General features: G+C 39.2%; 17 protein-coding genes. 8 read left to right on the forward strand and 9 right to left on the reverse strand.

The window, feature by feature from the left end; all coding sequences use genetic code 11:
* The first annotated feature begins 164 nt into the window (after nt 1-164).
* Nucleotides 165-1,160, forward strand: coding sequence for a polysaccharide deacetylase family protein (locus tag IQ236_RS14310; RefSeq protein WP_193869881.1), 996 nt, complete (start codon nt 165-167; stop codon nt 1,158-1,160).
* A 142-nt stretch (nt 1,161-1,302) separates the two neighbouring features.
* Nucleotides 1,303-1,758 carry a molybdenum cofactor biosynthesis protein MoaE gene (locus IQ236_RS14315; RefSeq protein WP_193869907.1) on the forward strand — a complete coding sequence of 152 codons (456 nt, stop codon included), beginning with the start codon at nt 1,303-1,305 and terminating at the stop codon, nt 1,756-1,758.
* A 203-nt stretch (nt 1,759-1,961) separates the two neighbouring features.
* Here the strand turns inward: IQ236_RS14315 and IQ236_RS14320 are convergent, their stop codons facing one another.
* Nucleotides 1,962-2,432 carry a hypothetical protein gene (locus IQ236_RS14320; RefSeq protein WP_193869882.1) on the reverse strand — a complete coding sequence of 157 codons (471 nt, stop codon included), beginning with the start codon at nt 2,430-2,432 and terminating at the stop codon, nt 1,962-1,964.
* 221 nt (nt 2,433-2,653) lie between these two features.
* Here IQ236_RS14320 and IQ236_RS14325 point away from each other — a divergent pair, with 221 nt between their 5' ends.
* Together IQ236_RS14325 and IQ236_RS14330 are read left to right on the forward strand one after the other, a co-directional pair.
* Nucleotides 2,654-3,265, forward strand: a complete 612-nt coding sequence (locus IQ236_RS14325) for a hypothetical protein (RefSeq protein WP_193869883.1) — start codon at nt 2,654-2,656, stop codon at nt 3,263-3,265.
* A 42-nt stretch (nt 3,266-3,307) separates the two neighbouring features.
* A complete protein-coding gene (locus tag IQ236_RS14330) occupies nt 3,308-3,814 on the forward strand; it encodes a YbjN domain-containing protein (protein WP_193869884.1) in 507 nt (168 codons plus the stop codon).
* 98 nt (nt 3,815-3,912) lie between these two features.
* Here the strand turns inward: IQ236_RS14330 and IQ236_RS28210 are convergent, their stop codons facing one another.
* Nucleotides 3,913-6,264 (reverse strand): putative PEP-binding protein, encoded by a 2,352-nt coding sequence (locus IQ236_RS28210; protein ID WP_193869885.1) that lies wholly within the window; start codon nt 6,262-6,264, stop codon nt 3,913-3,915.
* Nucleotides 6,265-6,392: 128 nt separating this feature from the next.
* Between IQ236_RS28210 and IQ236_RS14340 the strand changes: the two genes are divergently transcribed.
* Nucleotides 6,393-7,073, forward strand: a complete 681-nt coding sequence (locus IQ236_RS14340) for a ComF family protein (protein ID WP_193869886.1) — start codon at nt 6,393-6,395, stop codon at nt 7,071-7,073.
* 186 nt (nt 7,074-7,259) lie between these two features.
* The gene (locus IQ236_RS14345; RefSeq protein ID WP_193869887.1) at nt 7,260-7,967 is read left to right on the forward strand and encodes a calcium-binding protein; all 708 of its coding nucleotides are present in this window, start codon (nt 7,260-7,262) and stop codon (nt 7,965-7,967) included.
* A gap of 141 nt (nt 7,968-8,108) precedes the next feature.
* On the opposite strand, the gene ptsG is transcribed toward IQ236_RS14345, so the two are convergent.
* Nucleotides 8,109-9,953 (reverse strand): glucose-specific PTS transporter subunit IIBC, encoded by a 1,845-nt coding sequence (gene ptsG / locus IQ236_RS14350; RefSeq protein ID WP_193869888.1) that lies wholly within the window; start codon nt 9,951-9,953, stop codon nt 8,109-8,111.
* Nucleotides 9,954-10,044: 91 nt separating this feature from the next.
* A complete protein-coding gene (ptsP, locus tag IQ236_RS14355) occupies nt 10,045-12,588 on the reverse strand; it encodes a phosphoenolpyruvate--protein phosphotransferase (protein ID WP_193869889.1) in 2,544 nt (847 codons plus the stop codon).
* Between the two features lie 240 nt (nt 12,589-12,828).
* Here ptsP and IQ236_RS14360 point away from each other — a divergent pair, with 240 nt between their 5' ends.
* Complete coding sequence (locus IQ236_RS14360) at nt 12,829-13,434, forward strand: hypothetical protein (protein ID WP_193869890.1); 606 nt, start codon at nt 12,829-12,831, stop codon at nt 13,432-13,434.
* Between the two features lie 345 nt (nt 13,435-13,779).
* On the opposite strand, the gene IQ236_RS14365 is transcribed toward IQ236_RS14360, so the two are convergent.
* Nucleotides 13,780-14,010, reverse strand: coding sequence for a sulfurtransferase TusA family protein (locus tag IQ236_RS14365; protein ID WP_193869891.1), 231 nt, complete (start codon nt 14,008-14,010; stop codon nt 13,780-13,782).
* 305 nt (nt 14,011-14,315) lie between these two features.
* On the reverse strand, nt 14,316-14,747 hold the full coding sequence (locus IQ236_RS14370; protein ID WP_193869892.1) for a mannose-binding lectin: 432 nt from the start codon (nt 14,745-14,747) through the stop codon (nt 14,316-14,318).
* A gap of 363 nt (nt 14,748-15,110) precedes the next feature.
* Between IQ236_RS14370 and IQ236_RS14375 the strand changes: the two genes are divergently transcribed.
* Nucleotides 15,111-15,509 carry a hypothetical protein gene (locus IQ236_RS14375; RefSeq protein ID WP_193869893.1) on the forward strand — a complete coding sequence of 133 codons (399 nt, stop codon included), beginning with the start codon at nt 15,111-15,113 and terminating at the stop codon, nt 15,507-15,509.
* Between the two features lie 121 nt (nt 15,510-15,630).
* Here IQ236_RS14375 and IQ236_RS14380 read toward each other — a convergent pair whose 3' ends face one another.
* From IQ236_RS14380 to IQ236_RS14390, 3 genes are all read right to left on the reverse strand, one after another.
* Complete coding sequence (locus IQ236_RS14380; RefSeq protein WP_193869894.1) at nt 15,631-16,263, reverse strand: Uma2 family endonuclease; 633 nt, start codon at nt 16,261-16,263, stop codon at nt 15,631-15,633.
* A 46-nt stretch (nt 16,264-16,309) separates the two neighbouring features.
* Nucleotides 16,310-18,010 (reverse strand): ABC-F family ATP-binding cassette domain-containing protein, encoded by a 1,701-nt coding sequence (locus tag IQ236_RS14385; protein WP_193869895.1) that lies wholly within the window; start codon nt 18,008-18,010, stop codon nt 16,310-16,312.
* An 89-nt stretch (nt 18,011-18,099) separates the two neighbouring features.
* The gene (locus tag IQ236_RS14390; protein ID WP_190518703.1) at nt 18,100-18,516 is read right to left on the reverse strand and encodes a response regulator; all 417 of its coding nucleotides are present in this window, start codon (nt 18,514-18,516) and stop codon (nt 18,100-18,102) included.
* Nucleotides 18,517-18,523 lie beyond the last annotated feature (7 nt).

Consider the following 18,523-nt stretch of genomic DNA (forward strand, 5'->3'; position numbering starts at 1 on the left):
ATTGTTCAACCCTCAAAATTCATAAGATTACGTTTGTAATCAGAGGCTTGACTTTTTATTAAAAATGTGCATCTCTGATCTCAAGGGTGAATCAGTTGGCTTTTTAGATGCGGTTCGATCACGCTCAATTCTAAAATTTATTTTCGGTGTGAAGGAGTAATCTCGTGGTTCAGTACAGTCCTCTCTTACGACAACAAAAAGTTGCCTTATTTGCTCTTGTAGCAGCCATGGCTAGTTTTGCGATGGGTGTGATGTTACCCGTTAATCTGCGTGTAGAGCGAGCTACAAAACAAAGCCTTTCTGCTCGTTTTCCACAACCCCAGAAGATTATTCCTAATATTACTGAAAAACCTCAAAAATCTTCCGCAGAAATTCCTTCTCAACCTTTATCACCGTCGGAATTAAAGCTTCAGAAAGTAATCACTCAACGAGTTGATAATGTCCAAAAAACCTTAGAACAATTGCAAACCCAACGCTTTAGTTATAGTATTCCCGAACAATTTCAAGGCAAAACCATTAAAGAAGTAACAATTCCGGGCGAACAAAAAGTAATTGCATTCACATTTGATGATGGCCCCTGGCCGAAAAGCACTCGCCAAATTTTAGATATTTTAGAAGAAAATAATATTAAAGCTACATTTTTTTGGGTGGGTTTGGCTTTAAAAAATCAGAAAGATATTGCGAAGGTAGTCGTTAACGAGGGTCATGTTGTAGCGAACCATACTTGGAGCCATCGTTATCACAAATATAGTCCGGCTGCTGCTGCTGAGGAAATTGAGAGTACGGCTAAATTAATTGAGGAGTTAACTGGAATTGAAAGTCCGATTTTCCGACCGCCAGGGGGGGTTTTAGATAACGGATTAGTAGATTATGTGTTGAAGCAAAATCACGTTAATATTATGTGGTCAGTGGATTCACAGGATTGGAAATCTTCATCGGAAGGCATTATTAATAATGTTTTAAAACAAGCTAAATCCGGTGGAATTATTTTAATGCACGATGGGGGCGGAGATCGTTCAGCAACGGTACAAGCTTTACCTACTATTATCAAAAAACTGAAAGAGCAGGGGTATACCTTTGTCACTGTTCCTGAATTATTAAAACTAGCTGATCAAAAACCCGTTGAACAACCTCAGTCAACCGATAGCAGTCAACCCTAAATCAGAAATCATCGGAAGAAATGGATTAAAATAAAATGGATGTAGAAACTAGGTTTCTGATTGAAACTCTAAGCTAATTCATCCATTAATTTAGGAGCTAAAAGTTGTGATTGTTTCTAAGGATTTGGAGAAGGATTTAACACTGACTCCTTCTCCGTTTCACGATAGTTTCTCGATTACAATTGCACCTCTTTTATTAGAGGAAATTTATGCTTTAGCCGATGACCCCAGGAATGGCGCAATTGTGGTCATGAGTGGAATGGTGAGAAATCAAACCCAAGGTCAACCTGTAGAATCTTTAGAATATCAAGCTTATCAACCGATGGCTTTAAAAGTATTTGAAAAAATTGCTGCGGACATCCGCCAACAATGGTTAGATGTGACTCGTGTTGTTATTCATCATCGGGTTGGACGTTTAAGAATTGGTGAAATTAGTGTTTTAATTGCGGTGGGTTGTCCGCACCGTCGAGAAGCCTTTGAAGCTTGTCAATATGCCATTGATACTTTAAAACATACCGCACCTATTTGGAAAAAAGAACATTGGAAAGATGGTTCAAGTAGTTGGGTGAGTATTGGGGCGTGTGAAATTAATTGTTAAAGGGAACAGGGAATTACGAATTACGAATTACGAATTACGAATTACGAATAGGGAATGGGTAATGGGTAATGGGTAAGAAAGCTTCTATTTACGAATTACGAATTACGAATTACGAATTACGAATAGGGAATGGGTAATGGGTAATGGGTAAGAAAGCTTCTATTCTGTATTCCCTGTTCGGTGTTCGGTGTTCCCTGCTGTAATTAAAATGAGTAAACTCTTCCCTGTTCATCAATATAAATGGTACGTTCTTGGTGAGGATTATCCGCACTGGTGGGGGTAATTTCAACCATTAATATATTTTTGGGAATAACGCGGAGAGTATAAATTAATGGGTAAGTATATTCGGGTGTGTTAATTAAAATTGTGCTCGTTTCTCCGGGATGACGTCCCACCCGAACTAAAAATTCTCCCGTTTTACCCGGTGCTAACCGTTGAGAATTATCATTGGCTAAGGCATAAACGAGGGTTTGGTCAGTTTTATTCCGCAGTCTCACCGTGATCAATTGACGGGGATCAACCGTTGCTTCTACCTTAGAGTCAGAAGGGGACGCAGGATAGTCAGAAAACCTGTCAGGATAGCCATAAAACCATTCAGCTAGACTTGAGGAAGCTAACCCTAAGCTAAGAGTCGTTACTAGGGTCGTTAAGATTAAAATACGAGATTTAAACATAAACTGACTTCAACGCAATCATACTTCCACTGATCCGCCTGTCAACCTTCGATCCGGAAAAGGGACATTGATTTTTAGCCTGCAATTCATGAAAAAACATGATATAGATCAGAAGTTGCATTATAATTCCACCAGAAGTAAGCTGAAAGCAACATCAACTGCTGCTGACAGCATTGGTTCTCATGGTTTACCTTGAGTCTTGATCCAGTCAATCCTAATTTATGTATTCAAAACTTGTGCGTCTGAATATTCCCAGTGGTTGGGCAATCACTCATAATACTTTTGGGGATGAAGATCCATTCATTCAAGATGGCCGTATTGTCAATGAGCAGTTTTATAATGAAAACTTGCTGATGATTCAACCCCTTAAGTTTAATGGAACAGACTGGATTATTAATCAAACGGGCGATCGCTTAAAATTGGGCTGGTATCCCCACGCTAACCCACAAGGAGCTTATCGGTTAGAATTATTAGCTGGAAATCCAGAGCAAGAAGGCTTAGAATTTCAGGCTAAAGAACGGGAAAAAATTCGTCAAGTCATTGAACAGTGTTTTCAGTTAATCACTCAGGGAGTTGATTTACAGGAAATTAAATGGGTGATTGAACGCCGGGATCAAACCTTTGAAAAGAATCCTCATTTACCCTTAGTCATTAGAAAAAAAGTTCAAGATTATTATCGATATCGAAATCGATTTTATTATGGTCAACTTTACTCTCTTTATTCCCCGATTTATTATGAATTAACTAATATTGCTTACCAAACTGCCAAAGATAATAAAATTGCGTATAATATGCCAACGCAAGAAAACCGAACAATAGAGCGTAATTGTTGAAGTTAGTATTCATAGAATTTTGTAAAAATAGGAAAATTAAGGATGTTTACTGTGTCAGAACAAAACCCTGAATTAATGTCTCAAGAATACCCCAGTGATCGGCCTGTATTTGATGTTCTCATTGATTTTATGAACCTAGATGGTTGGGTTTATAGAGAAATTGAACATCGGCGGGTTTTAGCATTGGGAGTGGAAGGTAAAAATGGACGATTTGATTGTTATACAGTTGTTCGGGAAGCAGAACGACAAATTGCCGTTTATTCTATTTGTCCGGTGAAGGTTCCTGATTATAAACGTTATAATATGGCGGCGTTTATTACGATGCTTAATTATGGCACAGTAGTTGGAAACTTTGAAATGAATTTCCACGATGGTGAAGTTCGCTATAAAACCAGTTTAGATGCGGAAGATGCCGCTCTCACTCCGGCATTTATTAAACATTTAATCTATACCAGCATCACCACAATGGATGATTATTTACCGGGAATTTTATCTGTGATTTACGGTAATATTTCACCCGAAGAAGCCTTTCAACGGACTCAATATTAAGAGGGAACAGCTTAACTGGGAACAGGGAACAGGGAACAGTCAGCATTAAAGGGGTTTTGGAATTAGAATTGTCTCCTCTTTTTCCCCTGTTCCCGGCTCTAAATTTGTTGACGTGCAGCTTTAAGCAGGATGCGTTTTTCGGATTTGGTAATCGCGGTATGGGTGGATTCAACGACATCTAAATTAACAGAAATTGATGTAATTCCCCAACGCACTAAATCTTCAATTAATTCAGGATATAAGGCGGGTGCATCGCCACAAATTGAACAAGGAATTTCGGCTTTTCTCGCTTTTTTAATGAACTGTTTTATCGCTTTTTTTAACGCAGGATGGCGTTCATATTCAATCTGATTGTCAGGAGAACTGTGCATTTGATTGCGATCAATTCCGAATAATAATTGGGTGAGATCATTTGTTCCAATAGAAATACCTTGCACTCCTGCTTTGACATAATCGGGTAATGAAAATAACAGCGATGGCACTTCTGCCATAATCCAAACTTGAAACTGAGGATAATGACTTAATCCTGAACTTTCAATGCGATAACGATAGATTAAAAACTCTTCAACGCAACGAATAAACGGTAAAATTAGATAAATGTTTTGATAACCGGATTCATATAATTGTAATAAAGTTTGAAGTTCTAAATCAAATAACGCCAGACGTTCGGGGGATGGGAAATTAGAAATGGGGAAATTCCCTTTTTCTCTTAAGTCTAACGCTCGATAATAGAGCGGTCGAGAAGATAGAATAATTGCCAATTGATGCAAAGGTTCTACCATTCTTTGAACAAATTCAAGCTGTTGTTCCGGTTCAATCCAGCGACTAAAATTATAGGATTTGCTTCGGTTTTCCTCAGAAACAGGGGGATGTTGAGGAAATTCTAACACTTCAATCGCCATTAATTCTGAACGGAGTAAACCGACTCCATCAATCGGTAAAGCAGGAAGATGCTGTATAGAACTCGATTGACTAATATTGACCATCAACGGGGTTGCGTTCGGTATGAAGTGGGTTTCAAAGAAGCGTTGTTGCTGAAGATTTTGTTCTGATAACCCTTCATTCACCGAATGATTTTGTTCCATAAAATAAACTTCTCCGCGCTTGCCATCTACAAACACGGACTCACCTGTTTTAATTTGTACTGTTGCATTCACAATACCACAGACCGCAGGGATTCCCAGTTCTCTCGCCACAATTGCACCATGACTGGTCATTCCCCCTTGTTCAGCCACAATTCCCACACATTGCTTTAATAACGGTAAATAATCCCAAGTAATCGCAGGAACCACTAACACCGTATTATCGGGTAACTGGGAGGGAATAGAGTCTGGGGTAGTCAGGATGTAAGCAGTGCCCCTACATTGTCCAGAAGCCACCGCCAGTCCTTGAAAAGGCGGTTGACGTTCAGGGGTAGACTCAGAATTCAACGGATGAGATAAAAGACAGATTTCAGGAGATCCAACCCCAGCGAGATATAATTCAGGTTCTGGGTTCTGGGACGATTGAAATAAACCCCAATGGAATTGGGTGATCACAGGTAAATCGTTGATAACCTGTTGAGTTCTTTCAATTAACTGTTGGAGTTGTTGAGGGGTCAGGGAAAATTCCTGTTGTTGTTCAGGAACTAAGGTGGCGTAAATCGGAAGTTGAGTAGTTCGTGTTCCAAATTGCTTTTGAGGAATAGGATATTGGGTCGGTTGCTGCGGAGAAGATTTTAAATCATAGACAATTGTTTTAGAGCCTAAATGTTGATATTCAATCCTTGCGGTTTGGGGTTTAATTCTATAAAGATCAGGATGGTTCTCTCCCCATCGCAGCGAAAATTCTAAACCCCAAGTTGACTGAATTTCCCAAGCATCAGGCTGAATCTGAACCAATCCAGACGCGATCGCAGACTGAAGCGGTTGAACTAATACCGTAGGTTGTAAATCTTGTAATCGCACATTACATCGTTGCCAATATAATAAACTTCTAGCCCGAAAAAATTCACAGTATGCTTGTTTAAGTCCTAATAAGGCGGCTTCAGCATCTCCCCAACCAATGACCGATTCTAATAGTCCTGATATGGGGGATTGATGGGGAATACTCAGGCTGGGATAAAATATCAATGCAGGTGTATTTAATTGGTTAATATAAGCTTGAATTTGCTGAACCCAAGGTTCGGGTAAAGGGGTATCGATGAGTTGTTGACAAAGGTGTTGAGCGATCGCTTGTAATTGACGCGGTTGATTGACATCAAAATAAAGGGATGATTGGGGTAAATCTACAAACAAGGGTTCTAACCAGTCAATCGTTTGTATAAATTCCCAGAATAATTGAGCCGTCACAACGAAACCCGGTAATATGGGATGACCTTGACGGAGTAAATGGCTTAAATAGAATGCTTGCTCCCCGACAACTTCCCGATCAGAAGGTTGAATTTCGTCAAGCCAATAAAAATTATCCACGCCTTAAGCTAAGTTCACTCATTATTATAGATGTCAGGTGTCAGGTGTCAGGCTTAACAAAAACAACTCTTCAAGCTGAAACCTGAAACCCGAAACCCGAAACCCGAAACCCGAAACCTTCTAGAAGAATGATGAAAGCACTTTTAAACTTATTTCTCAAACCCAATTGTCCATTGTGTAACCGACCTGCTAATACAGAACTTTGTGATTATTGTCAACGACAGTTACTTCGCTGTCGATTTCCCCAAGGGACTAAATTTGCTACAGAAATACCGCTTTGTGTCTGGGGACAATATAAAGACGTTCTCAAACGAGCGATCGCAGCTTTGAAGTATAATCATCATACAGAATTAGCTAAACCTTTAGGCTATGGATTAGCAGAAACTTGGTTATCGACTCCTAGGGAAATGTCGTCTGTTACAGTTGTCCCCATTCCTTTACACGCGACTAAATTAAAAAAACGGGGATTTAATCAAGCAGAACTTTTAGCGAAAAGTTTTTGTGAAATTACGGGTTTATCTCTAGCGGCTCACGGTTTAGAACGAATTAAAGATACAGAAGCATTGCATGAATTATCCCCTGAACAACGGTTCAAAAAAATGCAAAGTGTCTTTAATTTAGGTCAAGATTTTCGTCGTCGCCGTCCCCCCGGTTCAGTCTTAATTTTAGATGATATTTATACCACAGGTGCAACCATAAAAGCAGCGATTGATCAATTCCAACACGCTAAAATTCCGGTGGTGGGTGTTGTTGCGATCGCTACCACTCAAAAATCAGTAATCAGTCAATCAAAGAAATCCGGTGAATGAAGCAAAATAAAGATTTCCAGTAGTTGACAACAAACAACAACTGCTTTATAACTAATGACTGATTACTGATACAGACGCGCCAAAAGCCTACGGCAATAGCCTTACGGCATCAACCAACTTCGCCCAGGCACGTCTCTACACTGATAACTGATAATTGATAATTGATAACTAATTACTGATAAAAAAATGACTTTAATTTTAGGAACTGCATTAGCTGATAATCTCGCTGGACTGGTGGAGAACGATGAAATCTATGGTTTAGAAGGAGATGATACTCTACAAGGTCTTGCGGGTGATGATACGATTAATGGAAATCAAGGAAACGATCTTATTTATGGCAACCTCGGAAATGATTTACTTTTTGGCGGAAAAGAAAACGATATTCTGATTGAAGAATCAGGCACTAATCAACTCTTTGGGAATTTAGGTTCAGACTACTTAGTTGGGGGAGTTAATAATGACTCTCTGTTTGGAGGGAAAGACCAGGATTTGCTGGCAGGTGGAGGGGGAAATGATTATGTTTCGGGTGATGTTGGGGATGATTATGTAGCGGGTGTTGATGTTAATGCTGCTAATCCGGGGTCGGGTGAAATTGATACCTTAGTAGGTGGAGTTGGATTTGATGCGTTTTATTTAGGAGGTTCTAATTCTACCACTTATTACTCAACGGGAGGTTTAACAGATTTTGCGTTGATTTCTGATTTTACGGTCGGTGAAGATTACTTTGCTTATAAAACTGGGGATGTAATTACATTTAATGATTTAACATTATCGGGTTATGGAACAGGCGCGGGTATTTATGTTAACAAATCCGGTCAACAAGAATTAATTGCATTTTTACCGGGAGTACAAGCCAATCAACTGAATCTTAACCTTGATTTTACACCGATTTAAAGATTAGGAGTAGGGGCAATTCATGAATTACCCCTAATTATTGGATTCCGTTTATATTAGTAAACAGTGATCAGTGATCACTAATTCGTAATTCGTAATTCGTAATTCGTAATTCGTAATTCGTAATTCCCTATTAACTGATTACTGATTACTGATTTGGGCTGCATATTGTTGGGCACTTAAACCAACTAATAGATGCAAAATCCCATCTGGTAAACGTAAAATACCCTCCACACCTGCCGCTGTTAATGCCGCTTCATCAATTAGGGTATTATCAATCACTTGAACTCGTAATCGAGTTAACGCAACTGCATCAACGGTTTGAATATTCTGTTTTCCTCCTAACGCAATAATGATATTTTGAATCCGATTTTTAGCCTCTGCATCTAGGGTAATTGTAGGTGAAATTTCCTCATTTGGCATGGAATCAACAGAAGCTGTTTCCGAGGGTAAACTTTCCACCATATCTGCTTCTGGGCCAGCCGTTTTGAGATATTCAATCATATCGGTTTTTAAGTTTTCTGAACGGGGGCCAAAGATAGCTTGGGCATTATTTCCAACTTCTAAAACTCCCGATGCGCCTAACGCTTTCAGTCGGTCTTTATTGACCTTTTTCATATCCTTAACCGTGATGCGTAACCGAGTAATACAAGCATCTAAGGTGGCAATATTACTGCGTCCACCAAAGGCTCGAACTAATTCCATCGCCAGACTCCCGACTCCTGTTCCTGGGGCAATATTTTCTACTATTTCTACATCATCTTCTCGGCCAGGAGTAGGTAAATTAAACTGTCGGATTCCAAAGTAAAACACACAGAAATATAAAGCTGCAAAAAACGGCCCTAAAGCGGGAATTAACCAAGCTTTTGTTCCTAAACTATTGAAAAGAAAAAAGTCAATAAATCCCTGGGAAAAGGTAAACCCCATCCGTCCACCGAGGGTAATAAATAACCAATCACACAACCCTGCCATTAACGCATGAACCGCATATAAAGCAGGGGCGACAAACATAAATGAAAATTCAATCGGTTCGGTAATTCCGGTTAAAAAAGAGGTAAAAGCAGCAGAGATCATAATCCCTCCCGTTACCACCCGATTTTTCGGTTTTGCCGCCCGCCAAATGGCAATAGCAGCCGCAGGTAAACCGAACATTTTAAACCAATAAGCACCCCCTAAAATTCCCGCCGTTGGGTCACCTGCAAAGAAACGATTAATATCTCCAGTAACGACTCTGTTTGTAATTGGATCAGTAAAGGAACCAATTTGGAAGAAGAAGGGAACATTCCAAATATGATGTAATCCAAAGGGTAATAATAACCGTTCTACAACCCCATAAATTGCTGCGGTAATACTCACATTTCCACCGGATGCAGCTGCATTAGCAGCCGTAGAAATCGCCTCTCCAATGGGAGGCCAGATCACACTCATTAAGATTCCCATTGCGATCGCAGCAAAGGAAGTAATAATGGGAACAAATCGTTTTCCGGCAAAAAATCCTAAATATTGGGGGAGTTGAATTCGGAAAAAACGGTTAAATAAATAAGCTGCAACACAGCCCATAATTAAACCACCAAATACCCCCGTATCTAACGAAGAAATCCCCATAACTTTGACTAAATCATCGGGATTCATGCCAAATAAAGTGGTAGAAGCTGCCCCCAATGAAGCCACAAAAACCACAAATCCCACCGTTGCAGCTAAGGCAGAAACCCCATCATTTTCAGCAAATCCAATCGCAACGGAAATCGCAAAAATAATCGGTAAATTTCCAAAAATTGCATCCCCGGAATTCTTCATGATGGTAGCTAACCAATCCGGTAACCACCAAAATTTAGGGGAGGTAATCGTTCCCGATGCCAAGTTTTGCAATTCAATTAAACGAGCACTCCCCAATCCCAATAATAAGCCAGCAATGGGTAAGACCGAAACGGGAAGCATTAAAGACTTTCCCATTTTTTGTAATAAAGCAAAAGCATTTTTGAACATTATTTTCCTTAATTAAGTAGTAAGCCCTTCAGGGCTTTATTAGATATTGTTACTGATAACTGATAACTGATAACTGATAACTGATAACTGATTAAAGCGCCCGGACATCTGCTCCTGTTTCTGCGTTTAATGCTTTTTGGGCTAATTTTTGACATTGAACTAAACTTAATTCTCGAATTTGTGCCTTAATACTAGGAATATTGGGAACACTGACACTTAATTCCTTAACTCCTAAACCCATTAATAATGGAATTGCTTGCGGATCACTGGCTATTCCACCACAAACACCTACCCATTTTCCCTGTTTAGTTGCTCCTTTTACGGTTAAATCAATTAATCTTAAAATAGCGGGATTTAAGCCATCAACAAAGGGAGCAAGTTTGGGATGTCCGCGATCCATTGCTAAGGTATATTGGGTTAAATCATTAGTTCCAATGGAGAAGAAATCCACTTCTTGGGCAAACTGTTCAGCCATCATTGCTGCGGCTGGAATTTCTACCATAATTCCCACAGAAACCGCCGGAGCATTTAACTTTTCTCGTTCTTCTTCTAACATAGCTTTTGCCATTTTGATTTCTTCTAATCTTGCAATCATCGGAAACATAATTTTCAAGTTTCCTGAAGATGCCGATCTCAAAATCGCTCTTAACTGTGTTCTTAAAATTTCAGGACGATCAAACCCAACTCTAATTCCTCTTTCTCCTAAAAATGGATTTTCTTCATGGGGAATGGGTAAATAAGGTAAAGGTTTATCTCCTCCTACATCTAACGTCCGAATAATTAACGGTCGTTCCTTCCCTAAAACTTCCGCAATATTACTATAAATCTCGGTTTGTTCGTCTTCTGTGGGAGCCGATGAGCGATCCATAAAGACAAATTCAGTTCGTAATAAACCCACCCCTTCTCCGCCTAATTGAACAGCCGTTTCTGCATCCAGTTGATTACCAATATTTGCCACAATTTCCATCCGATACCCATCCGTTGTGATGGCGGGTTTCATGGCATTTGCTACATCCTGTTCTCGCTTTTTAGCAATTTCAATTTGTAAGGTTTTCACCTGTTCCATTTCTGCGGAAGTTGGGTTTAGTTGCAACGTTCCTTTATTACCCTCTAAAATCACCCAAGTTCCATCGGGTAAATCTAACACTTGGGGTTCCGTTCCTGCAATGGCTGGAATTCCCATTGAACGAGCTAAAATCGCAACGTGAGAAGTTGCTCCCCCCGCAACAGTACAAAATCCAATCACTTTAGATCGATCTAACGTTGCCATATCTGAAGGCGTTAAATCTTCAGCAATTAAGATAGTATTATCAGGATAAATAGGCCCGGTTGAAGTTACTCCTGTGAGAATTCTGAGTACCCGTTGTCCCACATCTCGGACATCATTTGCCCGTTGAGATAACAATTCATTTTGTAATTTTGCTAATTGTTCTGCACTATTGGTAAAGGTTTGTTTCCAAGCAAAAGCGGCACTTTTTCCCTTATCAATGGTACTGGTGGCAATATCAATTAATTCGGGATCTTCTAATAATTCTTGGTGGGCGGCAAAAATCGCTGATTTACTCGGATCGCCCTGTCCATGTACATTAGCGCGTAACGCTTCTACCTCTAATTGGGCTTGTTTAATGGCGGCTTCTAGTTTACGCCGTTCTGAATTGGGGTTTCCGCCCCGTTCTGGTACCTCAATCTCCTGTTCCCGAACTCGGAACGTCTGACCGACAGCCACCCCAGAGGATGCTGCTACCCCTAAAATGAGATTGGGATCATCAGAACGGCGACGGGGAGGCGGTGCTGAGATGTCTCTTTGAGCAACACTCGCAGGCGCGGCAATGGGGGCTGTTCCTTCTTCCCCTAAACCGGAACGGATCGCATCGCAGAGTTCGGCGATCGCTGCTGCTGCATCTGGCCCTTGGGCGACTAAAACCACCCGATCTCCGTGATTAACTTCTAACCCCATTAACCCAACAACGCTGCGAATATTGGCATCTTGATCGCCCCGTTGTAACCGAATTTTTGATTGATATTTTTTGGCTAAATTGGCTAAGACAGCCGAAGGTCTAGCGTGTAATCCTGTAGGATTAGGAATAATAATTTCATCGGAAGTAATTGTCTCGGTAAAAATTGGGATATTTTCACTAACTTTTGAAGTTAAAGTTAGTTCTAAAATCACAGTTTCTCCAACAGTAACCTTGCCAGAATTGGTTTGAAAGGTTGCCACTTGATCACTATTGGTAATCACAATTTGAGTCAGCAAACTTTTAGCATGAAGGGCAACATAATCGATATCAAATTCAATTAAGGGATCACCAGTTTGAATGCGATCGCCCATTTTAACTTTAGGCTTAAACCCTTCACCCCGCAAGGTTACGGTATCTAAACCAATGTGCATCAATATTTCTAGCCCTTCTGCTGTTTTGAGAGTGACCGCATGATGGGAGGGATGGAGTTGTATGATTTCCCCATCACAAGGGGCTATTAAAACTTGACTCACCGGGTCAATTGAAATCCCATCCCCAACCATTTTTTGAGCAAATACCGGGTCAGGAACTTGTTCAAGGGGGAGAATATACCCGGATAAAGGGGCTTTTAAGACAACGCCAGTCCCTGGAGAAACTGGTGTTCCAGTATTGATCATTATTAAGTCCTGTTTCAATTTAAGTTTTTTAAGCTGTTGTGGGGTGTCAAACCCGCGATATTGTTTAAGATACAATTAACCTTTTGCCATTGTTCAAAAATTCTTATTTTTTTTTAATTTGCAACAATTCTTAATATAAAAGCGATCAATTTCAAACCCAAACAAAATGGTTATGCAAATTTATATTTCAATGAGGGTATAATACAAAAAAAGTTGTATTTTTAGTTTCCCAAATCCCAAATGAGTGACATCAAAAGAATAAACACAAACGCCTATGTGACAGTACACGGGCAATATGCTGTAGTCGATGAACGTTCTGGGTATGCGATCATCCATACTCAAACAAAACAGGTAATTGTCCGCAATATCTCATCTTTCGGGGAGTGTTTAAAAACACTAGAGGATATCTTTAGTAATGCTGAATCTCAAAATTCTGATCCAATCCAAAACTCTGCTTCTATTTCTGAACCAGACACCCCTCCTAAGTCAGTTCAAGAAAAAATTAATTATGAAACTAAAAAACTAGATGAATTAGATTTTGCTCTTGTCAGAAGTATAGCATCTTATTTTGAAGAAATGAATGGTAAGATCCGTCACTACCATCGAGATCATCATGCCTCAAAAGAAGAAGCAGATGTAATCGGGAATTATTACCTAAAGACTGCTGGTATTGTTAGGGCTGTTAAAACTCAAAAAGATTTGGTAGAACTGATAGAATATATAGAAAACCTTAAGGAAAAAGTTAGCATATACCAGCATAAAAGCGATAAATATCGTTGGTCTACAGGTTTAGAAAAAGACGTTCTAGCTAAATTAAGGAAAATAAGGGATACACTCAAGAATTAATTGAAAGACGTTGTTACTGCTAACCGCAAGCAAAAAAGGGTTAAGTAATTTTATTGCGTTTTTAAATCAAGATGAAAATTGGAAATTATTCTATCTTGAATGTGATGGGAATAAAAACCCGGTTTCTTTGAGAAACCGGGTTTTTATTCCTAGAAACTGTAGTTCATCTGCAAATCGCTATAATTCCACTTCTATGAATAGAAGCGACAAGGTTGATCATTTCCGCCACAGCCTCCCCCACCCTGGCAGCCCGTTTCCATTAATTCCACTTCTACGAATAGAAGCCACCAATATGTGAGTTGAATGAAGCTGGGTTTGTGTGATTTCAAGTTGAATTAAAGCACTCTAGGCTTTTTGGATGTAGAAATAGTATTTGCCGCCTTCTTCACGGGATCCTAGCAATTGATTCCCCGTTTGTTTGGCGAAAGCCGCGAAATCTTTCACTGAACCTGGGTCGGTTGCAATGACGCGTAAAACTTGACCAGAGCTTAATTGACTTAATGCTTTTTTCGCACGCAAAATAGGTAAAGGCTCGTTCAATCCGCTTGCATCCAATTCTTCATCAAAATTTGCCATAATGGTCTCCTGAACGCGAGTTATTAATGTTGTATGGTATTTTTAAGGTCTATGGCTTGAAAAGTGTGTGTTATTAACAACAGTGTGTTAGCCAATTTTCCATTAATTCCACTTCTACGAATAGAAGCGACTAAGAAGACAATTTGATGCACGTCAGCTAAGGAGATGTACTGACTGATTTTCCTAGTGCGGAACTCAATCAAACTCTGTCGTTCGGGGATGAGAACGATTTCGGTAGATCGCACCCAAAACAACTCGATTCCATTTCATCTCACCCCATCCCCATGGGAACCCGAAACGTCATCTTAGAAAAAGTCGAAACCTTCGTATTCTAGTAATCCGTCAATATTAGCAATATCCTCATCTACAGTAATTTCTGTTTGGACATAAGTTCTACCATCCGCTTTTTCACATTGAGCACTAAGGACATATTCGCGGGTACTGAGGGACTGTCCTAAACCAATATCTTTACAGGTTAGGGAGAACAGATGATCACCCCAAGAAAGGCTACCATTCAAATTACCGATGAAATTATCTAAATTAATAGAGGTATCTTGATGAGAACCACTGATTGTTTCGCAGCTTGCTGAAAGGATTGAACCCTCAAGTTTTATATCCTCACAGGTTTTGCTAAATTGTCCTGTTGCCATGGCTGGACTAATCACCAAGTTAAGAGATAGCACACAAACAAATAACAAGGCAAAAACTGCCTTAAAGACGGTGGAAATTTTGTTCATTTTTAATTGCTCTCAATCCTAAAGTTGTTGAACAAAATCACTATTTCATAGTTTTTGATCTGAGAGAAAAATCTTATAAAATCTTAACAAAAAATGTGAGACAATCAGAAAGTTCAGTCAGTTTTTTAAAGTTTTTTAAAGTTTTTTAAAGAGTTATATCATTTTTTAGCCTACAGGTTTGACTCAGTAGGGTTATGGTAACTTGAATACTGGGTAATTAAAAAGTTGTGAAAAAAGTCATGAAATTCGCATATAAGCATATAAGCTTACTTACTTTTGCTTTAAAAATTCATTACTTTAATTTAACTTTAATTTCCTGCTCTTAATCGTTTTAGCCGACTTTCCATAGGAGATTTAATCACCATGAAAAAATTACTCTTGGCTTTGTTATTTTCTGTTTGTTTATTGTTCTCCTTTGCTACTACTCCTGCATTGGCTGGTGTCTGTGACCAAACCTTGAATACAGGTGCAGCGACAACAACTCAAGTATTTTGGGAAGACGCTGCGGCTTTTTATGGTTGGTCAGGGGGTGTGATAACTAATGATATGTACTTCAATGGCTGTGGTCAAACGGCGGCTATCAAAATTAATATGGATGATTGGGTGAAACTATTAAACGCAGGTAAATTAGATGGACTGCGCTATGTCAGAAAAGATTCTAATGGGTTAGCCATCAGAAAAGTTCAAGGAACTTCCATCACCAATATTCCTCAAGAACAATTCTTTGATTCTACAACAGTAGTTGTTAAAGGTAACAGATAGTTCATTATCTTGGATCTTTGTAGGGGTCAACGGGCGTTAATTGATCCCTACAGTTTTTTGGGGTTAATAATCTTGATCATAACGCTATAATCCTAACTAACTTGGTTTTTTAAAGTTACTTTTACTGTAATTCGTTTCTTAATTCTCGTAACATTTTGCTCGTTCCTTGATCAATCGCTTTTTGCACCAGTTGGGGAATAATTTCTGTTAGAGATAACTCAGGAAAGGTCGGACTATTAACCGTTTCAGTGTAGCCTTGTTCAGAAAGTAAATAAATTTTTAACTGTTGATTTCGATAAATCCAAACTTCAGGAACTCCGATGGCTTCGTAGGCTTCTAATGTTGTTTTAGAGGTGACATCTGCCTCTATTGCTAAGTCTGGGGGTGGATACTGTTTTAAATCTAAATGGGTACAACCTTGCACCCGTTGGACGTTTTCGATATAAAAGCAGGTATCTGGTTCTATTCCAGCAACAGGTGGACGTTTGAGAGTTGTTGAACCAAAATCCTCCCAATCTCGCTCTTGAATATCAAGAATTGTTGTTAGAATATAACCGATAATCCGGTGGGGACGTTCATGGATAGCCAAAGGAGACATAATTTCTAGGGTTCCTCGGTAGTAAGCAACGCGACTGCTGCGTTTTTCTCCTAAGTCGATCAAAACTTGTTCAAAATCTTGCCAAGACAGGTTAGAAATAGTAATCTGGCTACCCGGAGTGAGTTTAATTGCTTGAATTGGAAAAGTTACACTCATGTTTTTGTCCCCATTTCTGTATTGTTTCTTCAATTTTGGAGAGTCATCATTTCCCCTTAGCCTTAGCTTTTTTCTTCGCATCCTTCGCTGCTTTTTTAGCTGCCTTTTCCGCTTCCAATTTAGCTAAACGGGCTTGTTCTTTTTCTTCTTCCAGTTTATCGAGATAATAATGATAATCCCCTAAATAAACCCGAAACTCTCCCTCTCGAATTTCAACTATTTTATTAGCAACACGAGAAATAAAATAACGGTCATGGGAAACAATTAAAACCGTACCCTCATAATGTTGTAAAGCTTCCTCCAGCATTTCCTTAGCCGGAATATCTAAATGGTTTGTGGGTTCATCTAAAATTAAACAATTCACGGGTTGCAGTAATAATTTCGCTAAAGCTAAACGCGCTTTTTCCCCTCCACTTAACGCCCCAACTTGTTTAAAAACCGTATCTCCGCTAAATAAAAACCGTCCTAATAAAGTCCGAACCTCTTCATTTTTCCACTCAGGGACTTCATCATGAATGGTTTCCATAACCGTTTTTTCTAAATCTAAAGCTTCCGCTTGATTCTGTTCAAAATAGCCCGGAATAACATTATGTTCTCCCAAACTAACAGTGCCTTCTGTGGGTGCTTCTAACCCCATAATTAAACGCAGTAATGTCGATTTTCCACAACCATTCGGCCCTAAAAAGGCAATGCGATCGCCCCGTTCAACTAATAATTCTGTTCCTAAAAATAAGATTTTATCATCATAAAAATGAGTTAAATCTTTAATATTGACCACTTCTCGCCCACTTCTCACTGCCGACGGAAACCGGAATTTTAAGGTGGGGGAGTAGGACGTAGGAGCTTCAATTCGTTCTATTTTATCCAGTTGTTTTTCCCGGCTTTTTGCTTGGGTACTGCGGGTGGCACTGGCTCGAAATCGTTCAATAAAAGCTTGTTGTTTTTCTAACTCTTTTTGCTGCCGTTCATAGGCACTTAATTGAGCTAATTCGGCTTCTTCTTTTTGTTGTAAATAAGCCGAATAATTCCCTAAATAAGTTTTAGAAACCCCTTGTTCTGTTTCAACAATTTGAGTACAAAGGCGATCTAAAAATTCTCGGTCATGGGAAACAATTACCATCGGCGTTGTTAAGCCTTTGAGATAGGTTTCTAACCATTCAATCGTTTCTAAATCTAAATGGTTTGTCGGTTCATCTAATAATAATAAATCCGGTTCTTGAAGTAAAATTTTTCCTAAACTCATTCGCATTTGCCAACCGCCACTAAAGGCGCTGACTAAGCGATCGCCATCTTCTGAATCAAACCCCATTTCCGGTAATATTTTCTCAATTTGAGATTCCAATGTATACCCGCCAATGGCTTCCAATTCTCGATGTAAACGATCTAATTTTTTAATTAATTGATCTAACTCCTCTGGAGTTGCTGTTTGCATTTCATGTTGTACCTGGGTCAAAGATTCATGAATCTGATTTGCAGCTTCAAAGACTGTCCAAAACTCTTCACGAACCGTATGAGTGGGATTAACTTCAAATTCTTGAGTTAAATAGGCAATTTTTAAACTTGCGGGACGAATAATTTCCCCAGAAGTCGGTTCCATTTCCCCCGCAATAATTTTTAATTGAGTTGATTTTCCCGCCCCATTCACCCCAACTAAACCCACGCGATCGCCCGGTTTTACTTCCCAATTAATATCTTTAAGAACTAAACCTGTAGAATAAATTTTACTGATATGTTCAAGTCGTAACATTTTAATTTCCTTGAGTATAATTGTTAGTTTATGAAAGCCAAACTTTAAATTAAAAAATAATCTGTTTATTTCCTATCTAGTTTAACCCTTTAAGTTTTATTATGCTCTTTCTCCTTGCTGGCTTTATAAGTTTCTACTGCCTTTTGAATAATAGCTTTAAATGCTTCCGGCTCCCAGGGCTTTGTAATACATTTAAAAATCAAAGTTGATGTTATCGTTTCCGAATCCAACTCTAAAGCATCTTCAGAATAACCCGTTAGTAGAACCCTAATTGTATCAGGGAAACGGTCTGTTACCAGGGTAAAAAATTGAATTCCTGTCATTTCAGGCATACTTTGATCCGAAATAATCACCGCCATTTCTCCTTCTGTATCGAGAATATTCATGGCACTAGAAGGACTATCGGCTCTAAATACCTGAAATTCCCGCCGAAATGTTCGATAGAGCAGATCGAGATTATCTCGCTCATCATCAACCACCATGAGTTTCAGTTTGCTTTGCGGCATATCTTGA

It is taken from the genome of Planktothrix mougeotii LEGE 06226 (assembly GCF_015207485.1).
In the GTDB taxonomy this organism is placed as follows: domain Bacteria; phylum Cyanobacteriota; class Cyanobacteriia; order Cyanobacteriales; family Microcoleaceae; genus Planktothrix.